Below are 24,029 nucleotides of genomic sequence, written 5' to 3'. Positions count from 1 at the left end.
CGCCAAACTGGAATTCCTCGCCGTGACCAACAAGATGACTACCGCCAACCGTCGCTCTTTTCTGAAAACGGCCACGACCGCGACCATTGGCATCGGAACCGTCGGCATTCAATCCGCGACAGCGGCCGAGTCGAGCGACAAGCTGAACCTGGCGATCATCGGTTGCACAAATCGCGGAGCCGCCATTGGCAACGACGCGATCAAATCCGGCATGGTCAATGTCGTTGCCCTTTGTGACGTCGATCCGTCCCGCACCGCTCGCTTCAAACAGCAACACCCTGATGCGAAGGTTTACGATGACTTTCGCAAGATGTTTGACGACATGGGCGGCAAGATCGACGCTTGCACGGTGGGAACGCCCGACCACACGCACTTTCCCATTGCCATGCGTGCGATTTCAGAGGGTGTCGCCACCTACGTCGAGAAACCACTTGCGCACACGTTCGAGGAGTGTGAGCTGCTGATCGCAGCAGAAAAAAAGCACAACGGCATCTGCCAAATGGGGAATCAGGGGCACTCGTCTTCTCAACGCATGCAGTTCAAAACCTGGGTTGAGGACGGAATCATCCAAAATGTCCGCCGCGTCGACGCTTGTATGAACAAAGGACGTCGTTGGCATCCATGGGGAGACGTGACCGGGTACCCAGCCGCGGAGCCGATGCCGGCTGGAATGAACTGGGACGTGTGGTCCGCGACCGCACCGATGCGTGACTACAGCAAGCGGCTCGATGGAGGCAATTGGCGAGGTTGGTACGACTATGGCGATGGTGCGTTCGGCGATTGGGGACCGCACACCTTGGACAGCATTCACCGCTTCCTCGAATTGGGACTGCCCTACGAAGTCCGCGCCGACAAATTGGAAGGGCAGAATGACTACATCTTCCCCATGGCAACCACGATCGCATTTGAATTCGCAGAACGTGGACCAGGCATGCCGGCCATGTCAATCAACTGGTACGACGGAGTCAAGAACACGCCTCCTCGCCCGAAGGCACTGGGCGAAGGCAAATCGGTTCCCGCTTGCGGAAAGGTGATCTACAGCGATGATTTGACATTCATCGGTGGCACGCACAGTGGGAAACTCAGCATTCTTTCGGATTCAGAGGATGCGATCGAGACGCCCAAGATTCCTGCAGGCGAAACCAACCAAAACCACATGAAGAACTTCTTGCTCGCCGCGATGGGCAAAGAAGAATGCAATTCGAAGTTTGCAGTCTCGGGTCCGTTGACGCAGGTCTTCATGATTGGCTGCATCGCTCAGCGACTTGGTGGAACTCTCAAGTTTGACGCGGAAACGCGAGAGATCACGAACAACGATCAAGCCAACCAGCTTCTCAAGGGGCACGCTCCCCGAAAAGGCTGGGAAGAGTACTACACGCTGTAGTTCACTGACGCGTTGCTTGACGATCGGTGGCTGGTGGACCACAACAAATGGTCCGCGCAAACTCCCCCGTTCCACCTGATCGTCGTGGTCACGCGGCTTCTGAATGCCCTTCTCGAAACCTCTTGCGAACCTCGCCCGTTGAGGAGGTCGTGCAGTTTTGAAGTACCGTGTTGCCAAGCGTTTATTATCACCCTCCCTTGGGACGTTCGAAAAATATATGGTGGCGGGCGTCTGGGTGTCGCCCCGGATGGGGCCGTCATGCTTAGCTCGGGGCGGAAGCCCCGAGAGACCGATGCCGGAAAACAAACGGTCGCCCCGGATGGGGCCGTCGTGGGAGTTGGGGGGCGTCCCTCGCTCACGCTTCGGGTTGTGATGGGGTGGTCTTGGCCGACTCTGAGGGGCAAGAGTGCCCATGCTACAACCGTTTCACGATGCGGCGGGTTCTTGCGAGGCGGCCATCATGCGGATGGCTTCGGGCAGCGTTTCGCATTCGAGTTGGAACACCCGCGAGGCGAGGTCGTCGGGCGTGTCGGTGGGAAGGATCGGGCAGGCCTTCTGATGGATGATCGGCCCGTTGTCATAAAGGTTGTCAACGTAGTGAACCGTGCAACCACTGATCTTCACGCCTCGCTTGATCGCCGCGGCATGCACGTTGTGGCCGTACATCCCCTTGCCTCCGAAGGCAGGCAGCAAGGACGGATGAATGTTGATCACGCGTTGTTCGAAGTCACTGGGGATCAAAACGTGTTTCAAGAAACCCGCCATGACCACGTGCGTCGCCCCGGCGTTTCGGCAAGGACCAAACATGGCTTCGCAGTAGGCTTCGTCGGTATCGAAGTCGCCTTTCCGAACGACGCGTGTTTCGATGCCAGCCTCCTCCGCGATTTTGATTCCGCCCAAACCCTCTCGACTGGCGATCACCAGCCGAAATTCGATGGGCAGACCATGGTCATCGCGATGGCGAATCAAATTGGCCAGCGTGCGACCGCCTCCGCTGAGGAAGACGGCTACTTTGAGGGGGCTTGCATCGCTCACGCGTCACTCACCTTGGCGACAAACAATTCGCCGCCCTCCATGCTGACTTGCTGAGCGTTCTTCAATGTGCCAGCGATCAGTTCATTGGCCAAGGTTTCGCTGCAAATCATTTCACGGTGGGTTTCAATCGCGGCCTGCAGTTCCGCATCCGACGTTTCCACGGCCACACGGATTCGATCGGTGTATTGGCAATCGAGTTCTTTGCGTTGGCTTTGGATCCCGCGGATCAAGTCCTTGGCCAATCCTTCACGACGAAGTTCGGGAGTGACTTCGGTGTTGAGCACGACGACGCAGCCTGAACCTTGAGCAGCTGCCCAACCTTCCCGGGCTTGCAAGCGAATCTCAATGTCTTCCCCGTCCAACTTCAAGGGACCCGATGGAAGTTCAACTTCCACGTAGCCGGCCGTTTGCAGCTGAGTCAGCAATTGGTTGCCGTCCGCTTCGCCCAGCATCTTTTTGACCAGCGGGATGTTCTTGCCCACTTTGGGGCCCAGCCGTTTGAAGTTGGGGACGATGGTGTACTGGACGTACTCGCCGCCATCGGTCGTGTAGTCGACCGCTTTCACGTTCAGTTCTTCTCGCACCAACGCATCGTGGCTTTGCAACCAATCGATCGACGAATTGTCCGTCAGGATCACTTCGACCTTGGACAGCGGCAGGCGGACCTTCAGCTTGGCGTCGGCACGAGCCGAGCGTCCCATCGATGCGATCTCTCGCAGCAATCGCATGGAGTCGGAAAGCTTTTGATCGACGCGGGAGGCATCCGGTTGGGGAAAGTCACACAGGTGAACACTCGGCAGCACCTTGTCGCCAAACGGCGCGGTCAATTCTTTCCACAACGTGTCGGCCAGGAACGGAACGAAGGGAGCGATGACCTTGGTCAGTTCCAGCATCACTTCGTACAACGTCCAGTACGCATCGTGTTTGTCGGGGGAATCGGCATCGGAGGCCCAGAACCGATCGCGGCTGCGGCGGACGTACCAGTTGCTCAGACCATCCAGCAAGTTCGTGATCGCTTGGCACGCGTTGTAGTTGTCAAACGCATCCATGCGGTCGATGACGGTCGCCAAGGTGCGATGCAATTCAGAATGGATCCAACGATCGATCTCACTTCGTTCGTTGATGGGGCGATAGGTGGGTGCCGAAGCCAATGACTGGGGCGTCAGCTGATCGTCCGCGTTGGTGGCCGACGTGGGATTGAACCCATCGATCTCAGCGTAGATCGAGAAGAAGCTGTATGTGTTCCAGAGTCGCAGCAGGAACTCGGGGATCGAATCGCGGATCGCTTGATCGGAGTAGATGATCGAATTCCACGGTGCTTGATTGGCGAAGAAATACCAACGCATCGCATCGGCACCGTACTTGTCGAAGATCTCCGAGGGACTGCGATAGTTCCGAAGACTCTTGGACATCTTGCCGGTCTTCTTGGTGAACTTGCCCTCGGCTTGTTCGACTTCCGCTTCGGACAGCAACACCGTTTTGGGTTGGCCATCTTTGCCAGCCGCTTCGTACCACTGAGACAGCATCAATCCCAGCACGATGCAGTTGCGGAACGGATGCGGGTAGTCCGATTCACTGTCGCGAGACGGTGTGGATTCGCTGGCCTGAGTTCCAGCTTCCCGGATCGAGGCCCCTTCGCCAAACAACATCGTGCTGATCGCCAGTTGGCTGTAGAACCAACCGCGGGTTTGGTCGATGGCTTCGCTGATGAAGTCCGCCGGGAATTGCTCTTGGAATTGAGCGTCGTTTTGATGCGGCCATCCCCATTGGGCAAACGGCATCGCACCGCTGTCGTACCAGCAGTCGATGACTTCGCTGACCCGCTGCATTCGGGCGCCCGATTCGAACGGCGAATCGTAGGTGACCGAATCAATGTAGGGTTTGTGAACGCGAAGATCGTCGGGCAGTTCAGGGTTGGCCGCTTTGGCATTGTCCCAAACCTGCGTTCCATCCACGCCGGGTTTGGCGAGCAATTCTTCGTAGCACTCGATGGCTTCCATGCGACCGGTGGATTGGCAAACCCAAATCGGAAGCGGCGTGCCCCAGTAGCGTTCCCGCGACAACGCCCAGTCAACGTTGCTGTCTAGGAAGTTCCCAAAGCGTCCATCGCGAATGTGTTCGGGTTGCCAGCCGATCTTGCTGTTGTTCTTCAACATCAAGTCGCGGAACTTGGTCGTTCGGATGAACCAGCTTTCTCGAGGGTACTGGATCAACGGGTCATCGTCGGCTCGCCAGCAGAACGGATAATCGTGCAGGTACTGTTCCAGGTGCAACAGGCGACCGGACTCACGCAACGTTCGCGTCAGAGTCTTGTCGGCTTCCTTGACCCAGACGCCCTTCATCGATGCAAACTCATCGGTGAATTTTCCGTCGGGGCCGACTGCACACAAGAGTTCGGGGCGCTGGCCCTCGACGAATCGAGTTCGCTCGGTGACCAAAACTTCGTGATCGATTTCACCGAATGCAGGTGCCAAGTGAACCAGACCGCTGCCCGAATCCGTGGTCACAAAATCAGCCGCCACGACGCGCCAGTACAGCGACTCCTTTTCACCGGTGATCAATTCGCCGCTTGGATCGCCCAGTCGCGAGTGGTAATCGTCAAACGGAGGTTGGTAGCGCTTGCCGACCAGCGACTCGCCCGTGACCGTTTCGATGACTGTCAATTCGCGTTTGAGTTTGCCTGCGAGTGACTCCACCAGTGCGGCGGCCAGGACCAGTTCTTGACCGGTTTCGGAATCTTTGACAACGGCGTATTCCAGTTCGGGCTTCACCGCCGCGTACATGTTGCTGGGCAACGTCCAGGGGGTCGTGGTCCAGACCACCAAGGATCGTTCTGGTTGGTCAGCCAACGGGAACAACACGTAGACGCTTGGGTCAGCGACCTCGCGGTAGCCCTGCCCGACTTCGCCAGCGGAAAGTGCCGTGCCGCCTTGAGCCCACCACCACACGATCTTGTGGCCTTGGTAGAGCAGTCCGCGGTCGAACAGATTTTTCAGCGACCACCAGACGCTCTCCACGTAGGATTGGTGGTACGTCACATAGGCTTCTTCCAGGTTGACCCAAAACCCGAGTCGGCGGGTCAGCGTTTGCCATTCCTGCATGTAACGCCACACGCTGGATTGGCATTTCTGGATGAAGGGTTCAACGCCGTAGGCTTCGATCTCTTCTTTGCTGTGGATGCCGAGTTCTTTGCCGACTTCGACTTCAACCGGCAACCCGTGCGTGTCCCAGCCGGCTTTGCGTTCGCAGCGATAGCCCCGCATCGTTTTGTAGCGAGGGAAGACGTCTTTGATCGCGCGTGTCAGGCAGTGACCCGGGTGAGGCATCCCGTTGGCCGTTGGGGGGCCTTCGTAGAAAACGAAGGTGGGTGCGTTGGCGCGGCGAGCCAGTGATTGCTCGTAAATCGAGTGCTGGTCCCAAAACGCCAGAACTTGTTCTTCGAGAGTCGGGAAATGGGGGCTCGCGGCAGGGGCCCGAAAAGCAGCGGTCGAATTCGCGGACACGTGATAACCGAACGAATGAGATGGGAATGTCAAAACAACGCATAGTTTTATGCGTTGAAGGACATTTCCCCTACCCCCAACCAAGTTCTGCCGCTTTCGTTGTCATTTTCACCTTCTCCAATGACCGGCCTCCCCTCGCGCACGCCGTTTTTGCAGTCGGTTTTGTTGGCCAACGGCCATCATCATCGTAGCCGGGGGGGCGCTGCGGAGCAGCATACCCCCGGCAAACGAGCCCCCGAAAAAACTCTCCCTCCCGCCGTGGCCATCGGCCACGGCGGGAGGGAGAGTGGCGACGCGGGCTACAGGTCCGTCGGTGGCGCTATCGCTTACCGACGGCTACTCTCTGTCATCCCTACCGGGATGAAAACTTGCGCAAACGAATACGTTCCACAACACCAAACATGTCGCAGTCCAGGCGAACGCCCATCGGCTGATCGCTCAATCTGCGAAACGTCCTCGATCAACAAGCCCGTTTGCAACGGGCGGGGTTCTCAAGGCGTTACTGGCACAGCGTTTGAAAACAGCACGACCTCGAGGGAGGGCGGGAATTCAGGCGACCGCGGCTGAGTTGGCGCTCGCGGCGGCCCGTTTCGCTGCCACCATTTCCTGGTACTTCAAACGCAGGACATTCAGCCAGTACATCAGGTAGAGGTTGGCGACGAAAGAGACCAGCAGCAGCGCGTTGAAGAGCGTTTGGGTGGCCACCTTTTCTCGGTCCGCACGTGGGTCTTGGCTGATGGCGCTGCCGAGGGCGTCTTTGTCGTCCAAGGAACCTTCCCCTCTGCCGGGCGGAGGCCCTGCATTGGAAGTTCCTGGTTGCGTGCCGCCCGAGGCAGAGGTGTTGCTGGCGACTCCGCCAGGGTTGTTGGCGTTGGGCGTGAAATTGACGTATTGGTAGGGATAACCCGTCGCCGGATTGATGTTGGGGTTGGCAGGATTGGAATTCGTCGGTGCGTAGGGAATCTGGGGCGGTGTGTAATTCTGACCGTACGGGTACTGGGACTGGGGTTGCCCGGCGTTGGGCATGGGGGCGGCGGGTTGTTGGCCGTTGGCGAAGAGCGGTCCGGTGTTTGGGTTCCCAGTGTTAGGAGGAACCGTGTTTGAGTTCCCGGTGTTGGGGGCCGCGTAGTTGGGGAAATGGGTGCCTGGATTGGCTTGGCCTTGGTTGGTCTGACCTGGATTGCTGCCCTGTTGGCTGGCGTAGGTCGCGTTGCCGCCGTAACCCGGGTTCCCGTTGGTCGGCGCGCCGTTGGACTGCATGCCCGAGGACTGGGAACGGTTGGGGGTGGGATTGCTGGCCAGGCTTGGGTTGGAACGGTTGCTCTCGTTGGCGTAGGCCGAGTTCGAAAGAGGCCGGCCATTTTGATCAACTCGCTCGCCGTAGGCATTCAGCAAGTAGCCTTCTCGGTCAACGGGAATGCCCGCGGTGTTGAATGACCAGCCATTGGGCGGCAAACGGTCCGCTTCGGCTGGAGTCAGCTTGGGATCGTATTCGTAGCGTTGGATCGTGTTGGCGTCGCCTTGCGAGGAGGTCGCGTAGGTGGTGTCACGTCGAGACGAGGGGGTGGCGAGGGAGTCCGATGCTGTTTGGCCGAAGGGATTTTGTCCGCCCAGGCCGCCGGGCATTTGGTTGAAATTGCCAGTGTTGAAGGCTGAGTTGGGGCTGTTTCGGTTGCTTGGATCTGCGCCGGTGCGTGGTGCAGCGCCAGGATCCGAGGCCAAGGAGCCATTTGTCGGGTTGGTGGCAGGGGCGGTGGAGGGACGCGAAGCGGGACGGTTGCCCAGTGCGTACCAGTCATCGTCATCATTGGGCCAAGGCGGCGCACTCGATCCGGTCGATGCGGACGTGGGTGCGGTCGACGGGCCGCCGTTTCGGGCGGAGCGATCCATGGTGGCTGGATTGGATGTTCCGGGGTTCGCCGTGTAGGGGTTCGCAGCGTTGGGATTGGTGGTGCCCGAGTAGGCCGTGTTGCCTCCGGTGAACGGGGGCGGAGCGACGGTCGTCGACGAGGCACGCGAGGCCGCCGCCGGGTCATTGCTCGCTGTGCTGGGCATGCCCAGACCGAGGTTCCGCCGAGTGGCCTCTGCAAAGGCTTCCGCTTCAGCGCGGAGCGTGTCGTTGAGTGACGCTGTGTTGGCAGCGCCCGTGTTGGGGACGCCTGTGCCCGGGGTGGATGCAGCGCCGCCTTGCGCCAATGAGGGCGGCATGTTGAAACCGCTGGTCGAAGGTCCGGTGGTTGGGGCGGGAGGTTCGTAGCCACCGGGAAGATTCATGCCTCCGGATTGAGGTTTCATCAACCGGGTGACGCTGGGTGAGTTGACGTTGCCAGGGATGATTCTTGGTTGCGTCGAGTTCGATGTCATCGGGATCGGAATCGGCCGACGATCATCCGAGGCGATTGGCAGACTGCGGAGCGCATTCTCGTCCGAGACCACCTGCGAAACCCCGGAGGGATGCGACGCATTGGTTTGGTTCCAATGAGCAGGTGTCTCGCGAGGGACACTTCCGGTGCCAACTCGGATCACGATTTCGCTGACTCGTCCCCGCACTTCGGGCGAGATCGTGCTGGTGATTTCACCCACACGCTCGAGTTGATCGAGTTGGTCTGGCGGGACTTGGATGATGTATTTCACCCCATCGGCACCATCCGGAGTCCATCCGAAGGTGATGCCCATCGTCGCGACCAACAATAACGTCACAGCGCCACCCATGGCACAATCCTTTGCTGTGTTCAGTTGTGGGCTTGGAAGCACATTCCGAGTGATTCACATCGCAGCCCATCGGGTTTCACGCCAAATCGTACCGGCGATTGCTGATCGAGGTAAAGCCCGATGTGGGGTGAAAACACAAGACACTTGGATGCTCCGTCTGAAACGCTGAGTCGGGTGATGGGAGCCTCGTGAATGGCAGCCGATTGCAGAGCTGAATTCGATTTGCATGCTCTCGCCGGGGTGTTTAGGGGCAGCTCCCTGGGGGGTGTTTATGGGGCGAGAAGTCGCCTAGATGGATTTCTCTGGTGGGGAATCTCTCGAAAATTTGGTTTTGTTACAGGATGTTTGTGTACCCGCTGCCGGCGGGATCCCTAAGATGGGAACGCATCGCATTGCTCGAGATGAGTGTGTGATTTTTCATTTTGTTCTAGGGAGATTTTGTTATGAAGCGTTTTCGTGTCCAGCCAAAGGGTTTCACTTTGGTAGAGCTTTTGGTGGTGATTGCCATCATTGGCGTTTTGGTGGGGCTGCTGCTGCCAGCCGTGCAAGCCGCCCGAGAAGCAGCTCGTCGAATGAGCTGCAGTAATAATTTCAAGCAATTGGGCTTGGCAATTCACAATTACCACTCGGCGTACAACCAGCTGCCGATTCATGGGGTCGGAACGGGTGGGACAGATGGAGGTGCCGCCCCGTTTGGAAACACTGGTGTGACGACCAATTGGTGGACAAACTATGGCGATGCCAACGCTTGGCGTTTGAGCATGCTGGTAGGCCTGACTCCTTTCGTCGAACAGCAGGGGCTGTGGGAAGAAATCAGCAACCCTAGCCTGGTCAACGCGTTGGACCTGAATACACCGCTGACCGTACCTTGGCCCGCGATGGGGCCAGCGGTCGAGTTTTTGCAATATCGCCCCTGGATGACGAACATGCCAACGCTCCGTTGTCCGAGCGATCCTGGCCAAGGTTTGCCTGGCCAAGGACGCACGAACTACGGCGCCTGTCTGGGGGATTCGATGGAGTGGTCGGTCCGTGGGACCAAGTCACACGATGGGACCAGTGGCGAAAAGGTGAACAACAGCGGCTGGGCGCAGCGTTCGCGTGCTGCTGACCGAGGTATGTTCGTTCCTCACACGACTTCCAAATTCCGAGATGTCTTGGATGGATTGTCCAACACGGTTGCGATGGCAGAGATGCTCACGGATCTTGGTGATCGGGACACGCGTGGGATCCAGTCGATCAATGGGAACCCACCCAATGAAGTTCGGCTGAACCCCAATTACTGCGTGGAGAACAACCAGATTGACCCAGAACGTCCACAGTTTTGGCTTGCGACAACTTCGATCCAAGGTGTGAATGGTGGCCGCGGTTACAAGTGGGCCGATTTTCGTCCTAATTTCAGCGGAATCCACACCATTGCTCCGCCGAATGCAGCGATCTGTGGTGGCAACAACGCGGGGCAAACGGGAATGTTCCCGCCATCGAGCCGTCACCAAGGTGGCGCCCATATTTTGATGGGCGATGGAGCGATCAAGTTCATAACGGACTCGATTGAGGCCGGGAACCAAAACCACGAGATGGTTTGGCAAAGCGCCTCGATGGCAACCGCGAAGCCAGGGTCCAAGAGCCCGTATGGCGTTTGGGGAGCGATGGGAACCAAGGGTGGTCGTGAGATCATCGACCAAGAGTTTTGACCCTCACGAAGCAACCTTCGAACCAAGGTGCTGAGGAACAACGAAAGCCGGCTTCGCTCATTTGAGTGAAGCCGGCTTTTTTTAGGAATCATTCGGAAACAACTTCGGTCTTGAGAGTGTCAACGGAACGACCCGAGTCCTCCAGCAACGACCAGGTGGCTCACGCCATTCCGCCAAAACGGATTGATGAACCGTTCCTTCGTCTTGACCCCGAGCGACAGGGATGGAATCCCAGTCGCTCGGGCTTCAAACAGCGTTGGTTACGGTTTGGTTTCGAGGGTACCGTCCATCGACGCGAGGTCTTTCTCTTGTTCAGCCTGGTAGGCGTCGATCGCCGACTGGTCAGCGTCTTCCAACGCGGTGGTGGGTTGCGAGGGGCAGCCAACTGCGGTGCCCAGTGTGAGGCAGCAAAGGACAGCGAGGGCTCGCCGGAGGTTCAAGACGTTCATGGGGGCTCCAGTAACAAACGTAAAAAGGACAAGCGTCAACTACGTGGACGCGGCGCTTGTATTGTAACTGTTTCGCGCACGGGACGTGTTGCTCTGAGTGAAAGCTGAGTGGCATGACGCCCGATGTCGGCGCATGAAAAATGCCGAGTCACCTGGGTGACTCGGCATCGAGAGTTCGAGTGGATTCGAGCGTTGCGATTTCAGTCGCTCACAATTGAATCGGCTCAGCAGCCTGGGCCGGGGACGTCGATCAGACGCCGGCGGGCACGTTGGCCGTCTTGACCGTTGCGATAATCGCACTGGCAACCATGTATGGGTCCGCGTTGGAGGCGGGGCGACGATCTTCCAACCAGCCCTTCCAGCCATTTTCGACGGTGGCGATTGGAATGCGGATCGATGCACCGCGGTCCGAGATGCCGTAGCTGAACTTGTCGATCGATTGCGTTTCGTGCAAACCGGTCAAACGTTGGTCATTGTCAGCACCGTAGACATCGATGTGCTCGGTGATCCGAGGCTCGAAGGCTTGGCAGATCGCATCGTAAACTTCTTTGCTGCCACACGTCCGGAGGGTCGTGTTGCTGAAGTTGGCGTGCATGCCGCTGCCGTTCCAGTCGCCCTTGACTGGTTTGCAGTGGTAGTTGATTTCCATGCCGTATTTTTCACCGGTGCGATCCAGCAAGTAGCGGGCGAGCCAGATCTCGTCGCCAGCTTGGGCGGCGCCCTTGGCGAAGATTTGGAATTCCCACTGACCCATCATGACTTCGGCGTTGATGCCTTCGACATTCAGGCCAGCTTCCAAGCACAGTTCCAGGTGCTCTTCGACAATTTCGCGACCGACTGCTTTGCCAGCACCGACGGAGCAGTAGTAAGGGCCTTGAGGGGCTGGGAAGCCTTCTGAAGGGAAGCCGATTGGCTTTTTGGTTTCCGGATCGAAGATCGTGTACTCCTGTTCGAAGCCGAACCAGAAGTCATTGTCGTCGTCGTGGATGGTTGCACGCCCGTTGCTACGGTGAGGACTGCCATCAGCATTCATCACTTCGCACATCACCAAGAATCCGGTGCCCAAACGATCTGGATCGGGAACGCAGTAAACAGGTTTCAGCAAGCAATCGCTGGCACCGCCGGGGGCTTGTTCGGTGGACGAGCCATCAAAGCACCAGACAGGTGCATCTTCCACGTTGCCGCTGAAGTCGCTGACAACCTTGGTTTTGCTGCGCATGCTCTGGGTCGGTTGATAGCCGTCGAGCCAGATGTATTCCAATTTGCACTTGGTCATGGATGCGTGTCTCCTAAAGACTTTCGGGCGCTCTTGGCGATTTTGCCAGAACTAAAGAATGAAACTGTCAGACAAACGGTTCTACCCAACCGCAGCAATTGAAAACAAACGACTCAGTTTGCGTCAGATGCAGCCAACAGTTCCCTAAAATACCCGAATTGAATCGATTTACCAATGCTCCGAAAACCAAGATTCTGGGGCGGTACCAAATCCACCGGCATTTGGGTTTAATGTGCGTGCTGTCACGACACGGATGATTGTGACGGGAGCGGGAAGGCTGCGGACCAGCTCTTTCCGTCACCGTGGCCACGGCGTTCGTCAAGGGCTCGTCAGGGAAGAATCTTCACCATCGCGTGGGCGAAAAGGGAATCATGTCCAGTACACCAAACGACCCATTTGACCCGAATCGGGCCTATCAAAATCCGCTGACTCCCGAAGTGGTCGGTGGGCCTGGCGTTCCACCGCCGGCCAAGAAAAAGTGGCCCATGATCCTGGCGATCGTCCTGGGGCTTGGTTTTCTGTCGTTGGTGGTTTGCTGTGGAGTCAGCTGGTACGCGATGTCCAAGGTTGGCGGTTTGGCGGTGGTGTTCGAACCCGTCAAAGAAGATTTGAATCGCATGCCCGAGGTCACCGAGGAAATCGGTTCGATCGAATCGATGTCCATGAACTTCAGCGAAACGGTCAACGAAGCCGAACAGAACCCCGATTTCATCGTGTTTGACTTGGAAGGCACCACTGGCTCTGCCAAGGCCGCTGTCAAAGTGGGATCCGATGGCGGGGTGGAAAAAGCCGTCCTGATCCTGCCCGATGGGACTCGCAAAGAACTCGACCCGTCGAATCAGTCCGCCAGCGTTCCCAGCGTGCCCAGCATCCCCCGTCTCGACGAAACGCAGACGGACGACACGACCTTTGAAGACGAAACCGAGCGAGAGCTTCGTGAATTGGAATCTTCGCTCGATTTGTGATCTCGAGTTGCCGGAATGGAACTGGGGTCCCAATCAAAATCAACCAACGAACCGTTTTTACTACCTTGACGAAAGTGACCGATGAAAGTTGCCACATTTGATACCGATCGCGGAACGATTCGCATCGAATTGTTTGACGACAAAACTCCCAAGACCGTTGAAAACTTTGAAACGCTCTGCGAGAAGAAGTATTACGACGGGCTGGTTTTCCATCGCGTGATCCCCAACTTCATGGTCCAAGGCGGCTGCCCCGAAGGCAGCGGTCGCGGTGGCCCCGGTTACCAGTTTGAAGATGAATTTCATCCCGATCTCAAGCACGATGGTCCCGGCGTTTTGTCGATGGCCAATGCGGGGCCGAACACCAACGGTTCGCAGTTCTTCATCACGCATGAAGCCCAGCCTCACCTCGACAACCGACACAGCGTGTTCGGCAAGGTCATCGAAGGCCAGGACATCGTCGATGCGATTGAGCAAGGCGACAAGATGAAGACCGTTCGCGTCACCGAAGAGTGAATGCGATTCATTCCTGGCGTTTTCCGCGTCGTGGATGATCTCAAAATCAAAGCGACCCCGGTGAGTTCACCGGGGTTTTTTTGTGCTGTTTCGAAGTCGCGGGCGAGGTTGCCCAGCATCGCCCCGGATGGGGCCGCCGTCGTTAGCTCGGGGCGGAAGCCCGAGACCGATGGCGGCCAACAGTACGCCGCCCCGGACGGGGCCGTCGTGGGGGGATTCCGTGGGGTACCTCGCTGACGCGTTCGGGTTGTGATGGGGGGCGATCGACGGACTTGGTGGTCTGTCGTTTCGGGACGTTTTTCCTGGACTGCTAAATGTTTGCTGTTGGTGCTCTGATAGCGGATGCAACTTTTCTTCCGGCTTCTGTCTTTCTTCATCCCGGTAGGGATGTCAGATGGTACCCCCGGTAAACGAGCCCCCCTGAAAAACTCTCCCTCCCGCCGTGGCCATCGGCCACGGCGGGAGGGAGAGTGGCGACGCGGGCATGTCCGTCGGTGGTCGAGCGAAGCGAGGGGAGGGTCGAGCATCGGAACCAGCGCGTAACCCTCCCCGACCCGAAGCGGTCCGACCCTCCCAAAGGGAGGGTGGAATAAAACGGCACAACCTCTTCTCGGCGGCTCAGGGAAGCTGAATCGCGTTGGGCTGGCCCTGGACCATCAACCATTCCGAGTTCGTTGCGATGCCCTGGAACGTTTGTGGTTGATCGTTTGGCCATCGGATTTCAACCGTGACGTCGTCGGCAGAATCCGGGCAACTCAGGGTCCAGGCGGCTTCGTCGTTGCTGAAGTAACTTCCACCGGCGATGACCCAGTGTTTCCGTTGCCAGTCGCCTGCCGTCACGGTGATCCAAGTGCCGATCGCATCGCGAGACGACTCTGTGCCAGCCACTCGGATCTTCAGTTTGGGGGATTGGGAAGCGGTGTGATTGACGAGCATCGCAGCCGGTTCGGTTTGATGGGTCACCATCAGATCAGGTCGCAGGTCGCGGTTGACATCGATCGTCCACAAACTGCGCCCGACATGGGGCTGGGAAAGGTACTCGCCCGACATGGGTGCCGTTTCAAATCGGCCATCGGATCCATGGCGAAAGATCTGCGCCGGTTGAGCGTAGAGACTGCGGCGAGCGGACGACTGAGAGGGGTCCTCCGACAAGTCATCGCGTTGGAAGATGTCGACGTGGCCGTTGGCAACGATCAATTCGTTCTGCCCGTCGCCGTCCAGGTCTGTCGAGGTGGTTCCGAAGCCAACCAAGGGCAGCGTGTCCGAGCCCAGGTTCACTGCCATGGTGGAGTCGCGATAGCTGCCAGGGCCGGTTTGCAGGTGCAGCGTGTTGTATTCCTGGTCGAAGTTGGTGACGTAGAAGTCGATCTTTCCGTCCTGATTGAAATCGTCGACCGCGATGCCCATCGAACCCTGCGCGATGGAGCGACCATCCACGGCCAGCCCGCGAGGCAAGGCGGACTCGGACCAGTTGCTGTTCGTATCACCTGGCGAGGGTGACCAGTAAAAGTTGCTGGTCATGTCGTTGGCAATGAAGACTTGATTGCCCGGTCGATCTTCAAAGCGACCGATGGCGACGCCAAGTCCCCGACCGGGATCAGTGGCAAGGACGTTCCAGTCCTGCGTGACGTCTTGAATGCCTCCGCGCGGCTGAGTCCGAAAGAATTGGTCTTGGTCTCCACGGAATCGCATCGGAGAACAGGACCGGGCGGGTTCGTCGGACCCGTCGCCACAAACAAACGTGACAGGATCCAATCCTTCGCAGTAATTCAGGACGACCATGTCGGTCAATCCGTCGGAATCGAGGTCGGCAAACGCGGCGCCCGTCGACCAACGTGTTTCGTCAGGTTGGTCCATCCATTTGGCCGTTTCATCGACGAAGGTTCCGTCACCTTGATTGATCAGCAACACGTTGGGTCCGTAGTTCGTGCACAGCAAATCGGGCCAGCCATCTTCGTTGAGATCGCCGACCGCGATTCCTTGGGCAAACCCGCGATCGTTCACGCCGGCCGATTCCGGTGCCGTGACGAAGACTCCATTCTCGTTGCGAAGCAAAACATTCGGCGGTGAATCCTTGTGCGGTGGCGTGCCACCGGCGGTCACCAGTGCCAGATCGCTCCAGCCGTCCAGGTCAAAGTCCAGTGTTGCACCACCACAGCCGAGCGTCTGATGCAGGCTGATTCCCGGCTGGTCGAGGTCTTGGCCCGTCGCTGCCAAGAATGAAACGCCTCGTTGCTGGGCTTCGTTGACCAACTCAATCGGTTGGACTTGGTCGCTGGCGGCTTGGGGCATCTCGGCGGCAGGAGTTCGGTTTCGCAATGGATCGGGCTCGGACTCCTGTTCTTTGATTTGTCGTTGTAGGAATCGTTCGAGGGAGGGTTGGAATGTGAAATCCGAAAGATCCAGTTTCAGCTCCGGATGGTTCTGCACCTCTTGCCAAGGTGTGTCGCGACGAAGCTGAGCGACCAAGTCCTGACGCAATTGTTTCAGGTCGACCGAATCATCTTCGGGGAGTTGCATGCCGATGGAGATCCAGGCTTCGGCTTCCCAGGGGCGGCCCAGATCTTTCACGACGCTCACCATTTCAGCGATCACCGATCGTGAGATTCGGCCGGACCGGTCGAAGCGTCGGCGAAGTTGGTTGAATCGATTGAGTTGTTTGGCTCGGTCGCCGATGGCTTTGACGACGGTTGGTTCGACTCCCAACGGCGGATCGGATTGCAAGACACGTTGCAGGTCCAACCAGGATCGCGAAATGTCGGGGTCGGTCTGGGTGGCTCTCCAGTGGGCTTTGGCGGCCGCCTCAAGGTTGCCGGTGGCTTCGGCCCACATGCCCATTGCGGTCCAAAAGTGTCGTCGCTGGGTCACTTGGGATGGCATTGATGCCAGCGATGATTCCAGTTCTTCCCAGTCCGCTTGTTCGGCCAGCAAGAGCGAACGCATGGCTGCGGCGGTCGCGTAATCGGGGTGGCGCTGGACGATCTTGTCCAGGCTCTCTCGGGCTTCATCAAACAGATTTTGGTCCAACGCGGATCGAGCCGCGCCAATCAAGGGACGAAGGTCGTCCGGATTGCGGGCCACCATTTCATCCAGCGGCTTGGCATCCATCGACCGGATCTCGGTGTCGGTCATCGTCATCAGCAGTTCCAGGTCGAACTGACGATCTCGGATCAAGCTTTGTCCGTTGAGCAGCCCTGCGTCGCGTTCTTCCGTGCCCATCTGGAGGTCAAACAGCATCCTTCGGGTGTCGTGGCGATCCGGATGAGCCGTCACGACTCGTTCTAGGAATGCCATCGCATCGTGAGTTCGACCGGCTGAGATCATCGCGATCAGCGTCTCGTCGACGCGTTTAGGCGAAGCGTAGTTCTCGACTCGGCTGGCTTGCGCCAGGTAGTCGGCGGCCAGGTTGGCTCGGCCGGTTTGGTGCGCGACTCGAGCCACAAACGTGATCGCTTCGGGATCCTCGCTGTGTTTTTCCAGCACCGCGTCACGCAGGTTCCAAGCCTCGTCCCATTTGCCGGTGCGTCCCAAAACTCGCATGCGACCCAGCGGGCGTTTGACCGTGGATTCCTGGCCAGAGTCAATGGACGGGGTGGAGCTGGGGCAACCCACGCAGAGTCCTAGCAAGAAACCAATCGCAATGGATTGGTAAATCCCGGCAGTGTGGCGGCGGAGGGAATTCATCAATGGAAAACAAGGTGCGTTCATGAACGCCATTGTATCCCAGCAATTGCTTTGCGATCAGCGGCGGGGCTACACTGCGAACAGGATTTCGTTGTCTTGGGATCCCTTTCCCGGTTCTGCGAATGAGCACGCTGGGGAACTCTCAGCAGGGTTGTTTTCACTCGTTTTGGGATTGTTTTTTTGTTTCGTGGCACGCCTCCGACACTCGTTCGTTTGTTTGGCATTGGGATCGCCCTTGGAGTGCTTTCACTCGAACTCGGCTGCACGCCTCGGTCCGATGCGCCGCCCGAGGCGGGGAAACGCACGGTCGCGCCGTCAACGGACCAGCCCAACGACCCCGTCGATCCCGATGTGGAGGCAGCGACTTCAGCGGCAACGTCTGATGCGCGGAAGATCGGGGATCGGTTGGTCGAACGGGTGCGCCCCCAGGTCGAAGTGTTTTGCACGGCGTGTCACGTCATGCCATCACCCGCGGGAGCCCCGAAGCATGAATGGCCGCAATTGGTCGACCAGATGTACATGACCTACAAGGATTCGGGACGCAGCGATTTGGTGGTTCCCGATCGGACCGAGGCATTGAAGTTCTTTCAGATCCAGGCGCCAGAGTCGAAGAACTTGCCGTTTGCGAAGCAAGAGTTCGGCCCCAGCACTGCCCGTTGGGATCAGCGACCGGTCGATTTGGAAACGTCACGTCCGCCAGGGATCAGTCATCTGCAATGGATCTCGTCTGGATTGGGGGATTCACCAGCCCTGGTCGCGTGCGACGTCAACACGGGAGCATTGTTTGCAAGTTGGCCCAGTGAGCCCGAGCGACCGCCCCAGCGATTGGCGACCCTGTTTCAACCGGTTCATGTGGAGCCTTGTGACCTCGATGGCGACGGGGTGTTGGATTTGATCGTGGCGGATGTGGGTGAGTTCAATGCCGCGGACAGCGACCTCGGTCAGGTCATCGCGCTTCACCAAGAAGCACCGGGGGAAGCCAACGAAGTCGGGACGATGAAGAAGATCGTTTTGGCGGAAGGGCTGGGCCGAGTCGCCGAGGTCCAGCCGGGCGATTTTGATTCCGACGGGGACCTCGACTTCATCGTGGCGGTGTTCGGGTGGAGAAAAACCGGCGGGCTGTATTTATTGCGTCGGGATGGCGAAGTCGACATTCAGCTTGGCGCGGAGGCTTTCACGCTGGAAACCATTGACGAGCGATCCGGGCCGGTCAACGTTCCCACCATCGACCTGAACGGCGATGGGCACCTGGACTTTGTGGCGTTGATCAGCCAAGAGCATGAAGTGATCGAAGCGTTCTTCAACGATGGAACCGGGCACTTTCGAAACGTCGTGATGCATGCGGCTCCCGATCCGTCTTATGGATCGACGGGCATTGAACTGGTCGACCTGGATCGCGACGGTGATGTCGATGTGCTGTACAGCAACGGGGACTCGTTCGATCGAGGAGCCAAACGTCATCATCAAATTCAGTGGCTGGAAAATCCGTTCGAGGATCAACGCCAATGGAAGGAGTCTTCGCCCGCAAAATCAGGGCAAGCACCTCGGGCAGAGTTCCGGCATCATCGGCTGGCGAGCATGCCCGGTGTGTTGCGAGCTCAAGCAGGCGACTTCGATGGAGACGGCGATCTCGATGTGATCGCGGGAGCACTGTTGGCCACGCCCACCATCGTTGCATGGCAAGGAAGTGGTTCCCCGTCACTGTTGTTGTTGCGACAAACCGAGGCGGGTGTGTTTGAGGGAGAGATCCTTGAAACGGATCTTCAACGGCACCTCACACTCGAGGTCGCCGACATGGACGCTGATGGCGTCGACGAATTCGCAATCGGCAACTTCTTCCGCGATGGCGAATCCAGCGACCCGCACATCCGGTGGTGGAAAGAAGCGAGCACGAAGAATTGAGGTTCTCCATCGAAACGTTGGGGCTCGCTTTGGTCACGGCCGGACCTTGGGTTGAAACCCAAGGCTGGCCAAATGCCGTCGCTCCGCGACTGTTCGTTTGAGATGTTGGTCAACCAACCGCGGAGCGGTGACATTTGATAGCGTCGGGTTCCAACCCGACGTCTCGGATGCCCGCCCCCACTCCAAAGCCGCGGAGCGGCGGCAGATCGTTCCGAACTCGTTGCCGACTCTCGTCGCTAGGGATGAAACTTGCGGAACCCAATCATTCCTGCCTGCCTGCTTAGCGGAACGGGTCTTACCCCTTCACCGCTTTCGGACCCGCGGTGAGTTTCGCTTTTGCCTCTTGCAAAAACTGCCAAGCTTGAATGGGTGACATCGAATCAATGTCGACCGATTCAATCTCTTGGATCAACGGGTGATCGGCGTAGCCAAACAGGGTCAGCTGATACGTGTCACCGGATCCTTTGCCGCCGCTCGGCGGAGCGATGGTCGGGCGATCCAAGCTGTCGCGGTGATCGGCTTCGAGTTGGGCGAGCACATCTTTGGCACGCTCGTTGACTTCCACGGGAATCCCAGCCAATCGAGCGACTTGGATGCCGTAGCTCTTGTCCGCACTTCCCGGCACGATGCGGTGCAAGAACACCACTTCGTCTTGCCATTCTTTCACCGCGACGCTGAGGTTGGCGACTCGCGGAAGCGTTTCCTGCAGTGCGGCGAGTTCGTGGTAGTGAGTTGCGAAGAGGGTTCGAGCGCCGATCTGTTCGTGCAGGTGTTCGGTGATCGCCCAGGCCAATGACAGGCCATCATACGTGCTGGTTCCACGTCCGATTTCGTCGAGGATGACCAAGCTGCGAGACGTTGCTGTGTTCAGGATGCGAGCGGTCTCGACCATCTCCACCATGAACGTGCTTTGGCCGCGACTGAGTTCATCGCTGGCACCGACTCGTGCAAAGATGCGATCGGCGATGCCAATTTCGGCAGACGTTGCGGGCACGAAGCTGCCCGTTTGTGCGAGCAACGTGATCAGGGCGACTTGGCGGATGTACGTGCTTTTGCCCGCCATGTTGGGGCCGGTGATCAACAGGATCATGCCTGTTTCGGGGCTTTGAATGCAATCGTTGGGAACGAATTCGCCTTGAGGCATGGTGACATCCAGCACCGGGTGCCGACCGCCTTCGATCCGAAGCACGCTGTCGTCGGTCAATGTCGGACGCACCCAGTGATGCTGGGCGGCGACTTCGGCGAGCGACGCGACCACATCGATCATCGCGATCGCGCTGGCGACCTCTTGCAAGATGCCCAGGTGCTTGTGCGTGTTTTCGCGAAGCATCGTGAACAGCATTTGTTCGCGACTGGACGCTTTGTCGTCTGCGGCCAGCACCTTCTCTTCGTATTCCTTCAGTTCCGGCGTGATGTACCGTTCGCAATTCTTCAGCGTTTGCTTGCGAATGAAGTCCGCGGGGATTTTGTCTTTTTGAGCGTTGCTGACTTCAAGGAAGTAGCCAAAGACGCGGTTGTAACCGACCTTCAAATTCGAGATGCCGGTTTCGTCCATTTGCCGCTGTTGGTATTCGGCGATCCACCGCTTGCCGCCGCGAGCCAATTCACGAAGTGTGTCAAGTTCGGAGTCAAAGCCTTCGCGAATGAAGTTGCCATCGGCCGCCGACAACGGGCAGTCATCGTTGAGCGCAGCTTCGAGTTGTTCACGCAGTTCCGGGCAGAGATGCAGTTCCGATTCCAAGCGGGTCAGGCAGGCGCTGTCACGCTCGGTCAAACGAGCTTTCAGTGCCGGCAATCCGCTGAGTGTGACCGCGACCTGTCGGAGGTCTCGCGGGCCAGTGCGTCCCGTGGCGACACGGGCGAGCAAGCGAGTCAGGTCGTAGGTGTCGCCCAGAATCGTTCGGACGTCGCCCCGCAAGTTGTGGTTGCGAACGAATTCGTCGACCGCATCGGCGCGATACGCGATTGCATCGACATCGATCAGTGGAGCCGCGAGGTGCTCGGCCAGCAACCGCGATCCCATCGGCGTGACCGTGCGATCGATGACGCCCAGCATCGCTCCTTCGCGTGACCCGGTCCGCATGGTGCGAGTGATTTCGAGACTGCGCCGGGTCGCCGCGTCGATCTGCAGAACCGGACTGCGGTTGTGGCAGGTCAGGGAGCGAAAGTGATCCAGCGAGCCACGCTGGGTTTCCTTCAAGTAGCACAGCACCGCACCGGCGGCGCGAATCGCGACCTCACCGTTCTCTTCAAATCCGAGGCCTTCGAGATTGGCAACGGAGAGCTGTTTGCAGAGCGACTTTTCAGCGTCGGCGGCGGCGTAGCTCCAGGAGGGCCGAGCGGTCCAGGACCACGTCGCGGTCGGGTCCGGATGAACCGACGCATCGTCTTCGCAGTGGATGACTTCGGCGGGGCCGATTCGGGCGAGTTCATCGTCCAAGCGGGCACGGGGGAAAACGCCGGCTTCGAATCGACCACTGGAAAGCTCTGCCCAAGCGATCCCAACGACGTCGCCGCCAGTCGGGTCATTGTTCTTCGCCGCTTGTTTCTGAGCTTTTTCGCGAGCCTTCTGGCTGGGTGCAAAGACGGCCGCCAAGTAGTTGGGCTCTTTCGGGTCGAGCAGGCCTTCGTCGGTCAGCGTGCCAGCACTGACAACCCGCGTGACTTCGCGGCGAACCAAGCCTTTGGCCGATTTGGGGTCCTCGACTTGCTCGCAGACGGCGGCTCGAAAGCCCGCTCGGATCAGCTTTTGAAGGTACTGATCCAGTTGGTGGTGGGGGAACCCCGCCATCGCCGTTGGGTTCTTGCTGTCTTTGTCACGGCTGGTCAGGGTCAGCCCCAAGATCCCCGCAGCGACCTTGGCGTCGTCCAAAAACAGCTCGTAGAAATCGCCCATGCGAAAGAAGAGCAATGCGTCGCCGCACGCCTCTTTCGCCTCGTGGTACTGTCGCATCATGGGAGTCATGCTGCGAATCGTACCGGCAGGCCGCCAACTGGGACAGCCTCGCTGGGGTCACATTTGCGAGTAAGGTTTCGCCGAGAGTACGAATTTATCGATCCGGCTGACCGTGCCACCGAAACGTGGGTTCTTGCTCAGCACTTTCCAGTCCGGGTGGGCTCGGAAAGCGTCCCACGCTTTTTCGCGAGCGGCGTCATTTTTGTACACCGTCAGGTACGTCAGGCTTGGCGTTTGCGGACCCACCAAGGCTTGGCCGATGAAAATGGGCTGGACGCCGCTGTCAAGAAAGATCGGGACTTCACCTTGGTTGAACATTTCAACCTTGAGGTCACCGAGTCGCTCGTTGGCGCTTTCGTACAGGCGGAGTTCGTAGACTCGTTCGTCGTTTTCAAGTGTTCCGGCGGGAACAACGGTTTTGGGCCAGCAATCCATGGCGGTCAGCAATTCGCTGCTGATTCGTGAGTACGGAGCCGTCTTGGTGTCGCGACTCAGATAGTCTGCGGCCGCTTTTTTGTATTCCGAGTCCTTCGCCAGCGCCGCGCGGGAAGATTCCATTTGGCCGAGTTCGGCGTAGGGAATGATCACGAAAATGGTCGCGTTTTGTTCGTCAGGCTTGGTTTTGGGAGCAAAGACGCCAATCGGGCCAATCTCCTGGCGTTCCAACGCGGGAATCAGGGCCTTTTCCAGGTACTGATCGATTGCTGCGGCGTCCCCTTTCTCTCCCACCACGATGGTGCGGACTTCGTAGTATTCGTCAGCGGAACTCATCGCAGGTTTCAAACTCGCGGTGAGGCAAAGGGCGGCGATCCAGCCGAACGTCATCCATCGTTTCATGGTGTTGTCTTCAAAGTGGGAGGGAGGAATGTTGCCTGAGTGATCAGGCGACAGGGCAGTGCCGCTCTGTCGGTAGCAGGCACAATCCTTTTTGCCGTCCGCTTCTGCACCAAAATCCCGGGATTGGAAGCGGACGGCACACGGAATGTGCCTGCTACATTTCTTGATTGAGCGACATTGCGAAAGGGGGGCATCGAGGACCAATTTAACACAGGCAAACAGCCGCCACGCAAACCATGGCGTCGCTTGGGAGTTCATTCGTCGGATTTGCGTGATAGGATTCTCAACCAGGGTTCAGGCTCCCCCATCGGACCCTGCCAAACCTTCACCTCCAACGCAGCGGGACGAAACTGTTGACGGATCCAAGTGGCACACCATCGGCTGACACAACTGCTCTGCTCGAACTGAGAGGCGTGAGCAAGCATTTCGCCGACGGTGACGTGGACGCATTGGTAGATGTCAACTTGTCGATCATGTCCGCCGAATTCATCGCAATCGTGGGACCGAGCGGTGGTGGCAAGTCGACGTTGCTGAACATGCTGGGGGCGTTGGATGAACCGACCCAAGGCGAAGTCTGGTTTGAAGGAAAACGCTTGGCGGAGTATCCCAGTATGGATCAGTTCCGAGCCCACAAGATCGGCTTCATCTTCCAGTCGTATCGCTTGCTGCCGAATCTGACGGCGCAGGAAAACGTTCAGCTGACGATGTTTGACACGCATCCCAATGTGTCGCAGCGAAGGGCGGAGGCGATCCGGTTGCTCGAGCGAGTGGGGTTGGGTGACCGAGTGAACCACCGCGCTGACAAACTCTCGATCGGCCAGCGTCAGCGAGTGGCCATCGCAAGAGCGATCGCGGGCAACCCCCCGTTGATTCTGGCGGATGAACCCACGGGTGCGTTGGACACGGAGCGAGGGGATGAAGTGATGGATCTGCTGGATGAACTCCGCCAGGAAGAAGGTGCCACCCTGGTGGTGGTGACCCATGATGAACGCGTCGCCGAGCGAGCTGACCGCGTAGTCTATATATGTGACGGGAGATTGCGGACCGTCTAAGATGGAGTGTGGCACTGACGGACCCGCGTGGTTCGTCGTTTCGGTTTCTTACCGGAGTGCCTCTCTCCTG

The 24,029-nt window shown here is 58.3% G+C and carries 14 protein-coding genes; 6 read left to right on the top strand and 8 right to left on the bottom strand.

Translation table 11 applies throughout. The features are described from left to right. Positions 1-34 precede the first annotated feature (34 nt). Positions 35-1,384 (top strand): Gfo/Idh/MocA family oxidoreductase, encoded by a 1,350-nt coding sequence (locus RISK_RS14315; RefSeq protein ID WP_390173937.1) that lies wholly within the window; start codon positions 35-37, stop codon positions 1,382-1,384. 426 nt (positions 1,385-1,810) lie between these two features. On the opposite strand, the gene purN is transcribed toward RISK_RS14315, so the two are convergent. From purN to RISK_RS14300, 3 genes are all read right to left on the bottom strand, one after another. After that, positions 1,811-2,419: a phosphoribosylglycinamide formyltransferase gene (gene purN / locus RISK_RS14310; RefSeq protein ID WP_047814978.1), complete on the bottom strand. Its 609-nt coding sequence runs from the start codon at positions 2,417-2,419 to the stop codon at positions 1,811-1,813. Beyond that, positions 2,416-5,922 (bottom strand): isoleucine--tRNA ligase, encoded by a 3,507-nt coding sequence (gene ileS / locus RISK_RS14305; RefSeq protein ID WP_083434976.1) that lies wholly within the window; start codon positions 5,920-5,922, stop codon positions 2,416-2,418. The genes purN and ileS overlap by 4 nt, the downstream gene beginning before the upstream one ends. A 549-nt stretch (positions 5,923-6,471) precedes the next feature. Then, positions 6,472-8,634, bottom strand: coding sequence for a mu-protocadherin (locus RISK_RS14300; protein ID WP_173442670.1), 2,163 nt, complete (start codon positions 8,632-8,634; stop codon positions 6,472-6,474). 443 nt (positions 8,635-9,077) lie between these two features. Here RISK_RS14300 and RISK_RS14295 point away from each other — a divergent pair, with 443 nt between their 5' ends. Beyond that, positions 9,078-10,325 carry a DUF1559 domain-containing protein gene (locus RISK_RS14295; RefSeq protein ID WP_047814977.1) on the top strand — a complete coding sequence of 416 codons (1,248 nt, stop codon included), beginning with the start codon at positions 9,078-9,080 and terminating at the stop codon, positions 10,323-10,325. A gap of 260 nt (positions 10,326-10,585) precedes the next feature. Here RISK_RS14295 and RISK_RS14290 read toward each other — a convergent pair whose 3' ends face one another. Then, the gene (locus RISK_RS14290; RefSeq protein ID WP_047814976.1) at positions 10,586-10,774 is read right to left on the bottom strand and encodes a hypothetical protein; all 189 of its coding nucleotides are present in this window, start codon (positions 10,772-10,774) and stop codon (positions 10,586-10,588) included. Between the two features lie 250 nt (positions 10,775-11,024). Beyond that, entirely contained in the window at positions 11,025-12,050 is a 1,026-nt protein-coding gene (locus tag RISK_RS14285; RefSeq protein ID WP_047814975.1) for a glutamine synthetase beta-grasp domain-containing protein, read from the bottom strand. Between the two features lie 371 nt (positions 12,051-12,421). Between RISK_RS14285 and RISK_RS14280 the strand changes: the two genes are divergently transcribed. After that, on the top strand, positions 12,422-13,015 hold the full coding sequence (locus tag RISK_RS14280) for a hypothetical protein (protein ID WP_047815069.1): 594 nt from the start codon (positions 12,422-12,424) through the stop codon (positions 13,013-13,015). Between the two features lie 81 nt (positions 13,016-13,096). Then, positions 13,097-13,528: a peptidylprolyl isomerase gene (locus tag RISK_RS14275; RefSeq protein WP_047814974.1), complete on the top strand. Its 432-nt coding sequence runs from the start codon at positions 13,097-13,099 to the stop codon at positions 13,526-13,528. A 618-nt stretch (positions 13,529-14,146) separates the two neighbouring features. On the opposite strand, the gene RISK_RS14265 is transcribed toward RISK_RS14275, so the two are convergent. Then, positions 14,147-17,068 carry an FG-GAP-like repeat-containing protein gene (locus tag RISK_RS14265; RefSeq protein ID WP_047815068.1) on the bottom strand — a complete coding sequence of 974 codons (2,922 nt, stop codon included), beginning with the start codon at positions 17,066-17,068 and terminating at the stop codon, positions 14,147-14,149. A gap of 357 nt (positions 17,069-17,425) precedes the next feature. Here RISK_RS14265 and RISK_RS14260 point away from each other — a divergent pair, with 357 nt between their 5' ends. After that, positions 17,426-19,114, top strand: a complete 1,689-nt coding sequence (locus RISK_RS14260) for an FG-GAP repeat domain-containing protein (RefSeq protein WP_047815067.1) — start codon at positions 17,426-17,428, stop codon at positions 19,112-19,114. Between the two features lie 295 nt (positions 19,115-19,409). Here the strand turns inward: RISK_RS14260 and mutS are convergent, their stop codons facing one another. Together mutS and RISK_RS14250 are read right to left on the bottom strand one after the other, a co-directional pair. Next, positions 19,410-22,079, bottom strand: coding sequence for a DNA mismatch repair protein MutS (mutS, locus tag RISK_RS14255; protein ID WP_047814972.1), 2,670 nt, complete (start codon positions 22,077-22,079; stop codon positions 19,410-19,412). A gap of 48 nt (positions 22,080-22,127) precedes the next feature. Then, positions 22,128-22,907 (bottom strand): NIPSNAP family protein, encoded by a 780-nt coding sequence (locus tag RISK_RS14250; protein ID WP_047814971.1) that lies wholly within the window; start codon positions 22,905-22,907, stop codon positions 22,128-22,130. A 353-nt stretch (positions 22,908-23,260) separates the two neighbouring features. Here RISK_RS14250 and RISK_RS14245 point away from each other — a divergent pair, with 353 nt between their 5' ends. Continuing rightward, positions 23,261-23,959 carry an ABC transporter ATP-binding protein gene (locus RISK_RS14245; RefSeq protein WP_047814970.1) on the top strand — a complete coding sequence of 233 codons (699 nt, stop codon included), beginning with the start codon at positions 23,261-23,263 and terminating at the stop codon, positions 23,957-23,959. Positions 23,960-24,029: the final 70 nt, after the last annotated feature.

It is taken from the genome of Rhodopirellula islandica (assembly GCF_001027925.1).
Taxonomy (GTDB): domain Bacteria; phylum Planctomycetota; class Planctomycetia; order Pirellulales; family Pirellulaceae; genus Rhodopirellula; species Rhodopirellula islandica.
This window is presented reverse-complemented; position numbering and strand designations above follow the sequence as displayed.

Coding starts and splice junctions, on each gene's coding strand:
- RISK_RS14300 (WP_173442670.1), bottom strand. CDS start 8,634: ATGGGTGGCGCTGTGACGTTATTGTTGGTCGCGACGATGGGCATCACC.
- RISK_RS14315 (WP_390173937.1), top strand. CDS start 35: ATGACTACCGCCAACCGTCGCTCTTTTCTGAAAACGGCCACGACCGCG.
- RISK_RS14250 (WP_047814971.1), bottom strand. CDS start 22,907: ATGAAACGATGGATGACGTTCGGCTGGATCGCCGCCCTTTGCCTCACC.
- RISK_RS14290 (WP_047814976.1), bottom strand. CDS start 10,774: ATGAACGTCTTGAACCTCCGGCGAGCCCTCGCTGTCCTTTGCTGCCTC.
- RISK_RS14280 (WP_047815069.1), top strand. CDS start 12,422: ATGTCCAGTACACCAAACGACCCATTTGACCCGAATCGGGCCTATCAA.
- RISK_RS14275 (WP_047814974.1), top strand. CDS start 13,097: ATGAAAGTTGCCACATTTGATACCGATCGCGGAACGATTCGCATCGAA.
- mutS (WP_047814972.1), bottom strand. CDS start 22,079: ATGACTCCCATGATGCGACAGTACCACGAGGCGAAAGAGGCGTGCGGC.
- RISK_RS14285 (WP_047814975.1), bottom strand. CDS start 12,050: ATGACCAAGTGCAAATTGGAATACATCTGGCTCGACGGCTATCAACCG.
- RISK_RS14265 (WP_047815068.1), bottom strand. CDS start 17,068: ATGCGAGTTTTGGGACGCACCGGCAAATGGGACGAGGCTTGGAACCTG.
- RISK_RS14295 (WP_047814977.1), top strand. CDS start 9,078: ATGAAGCGTTTTCGTGTCCAGCCAAAGGGTTTCACTTTGGTAGAGCTT.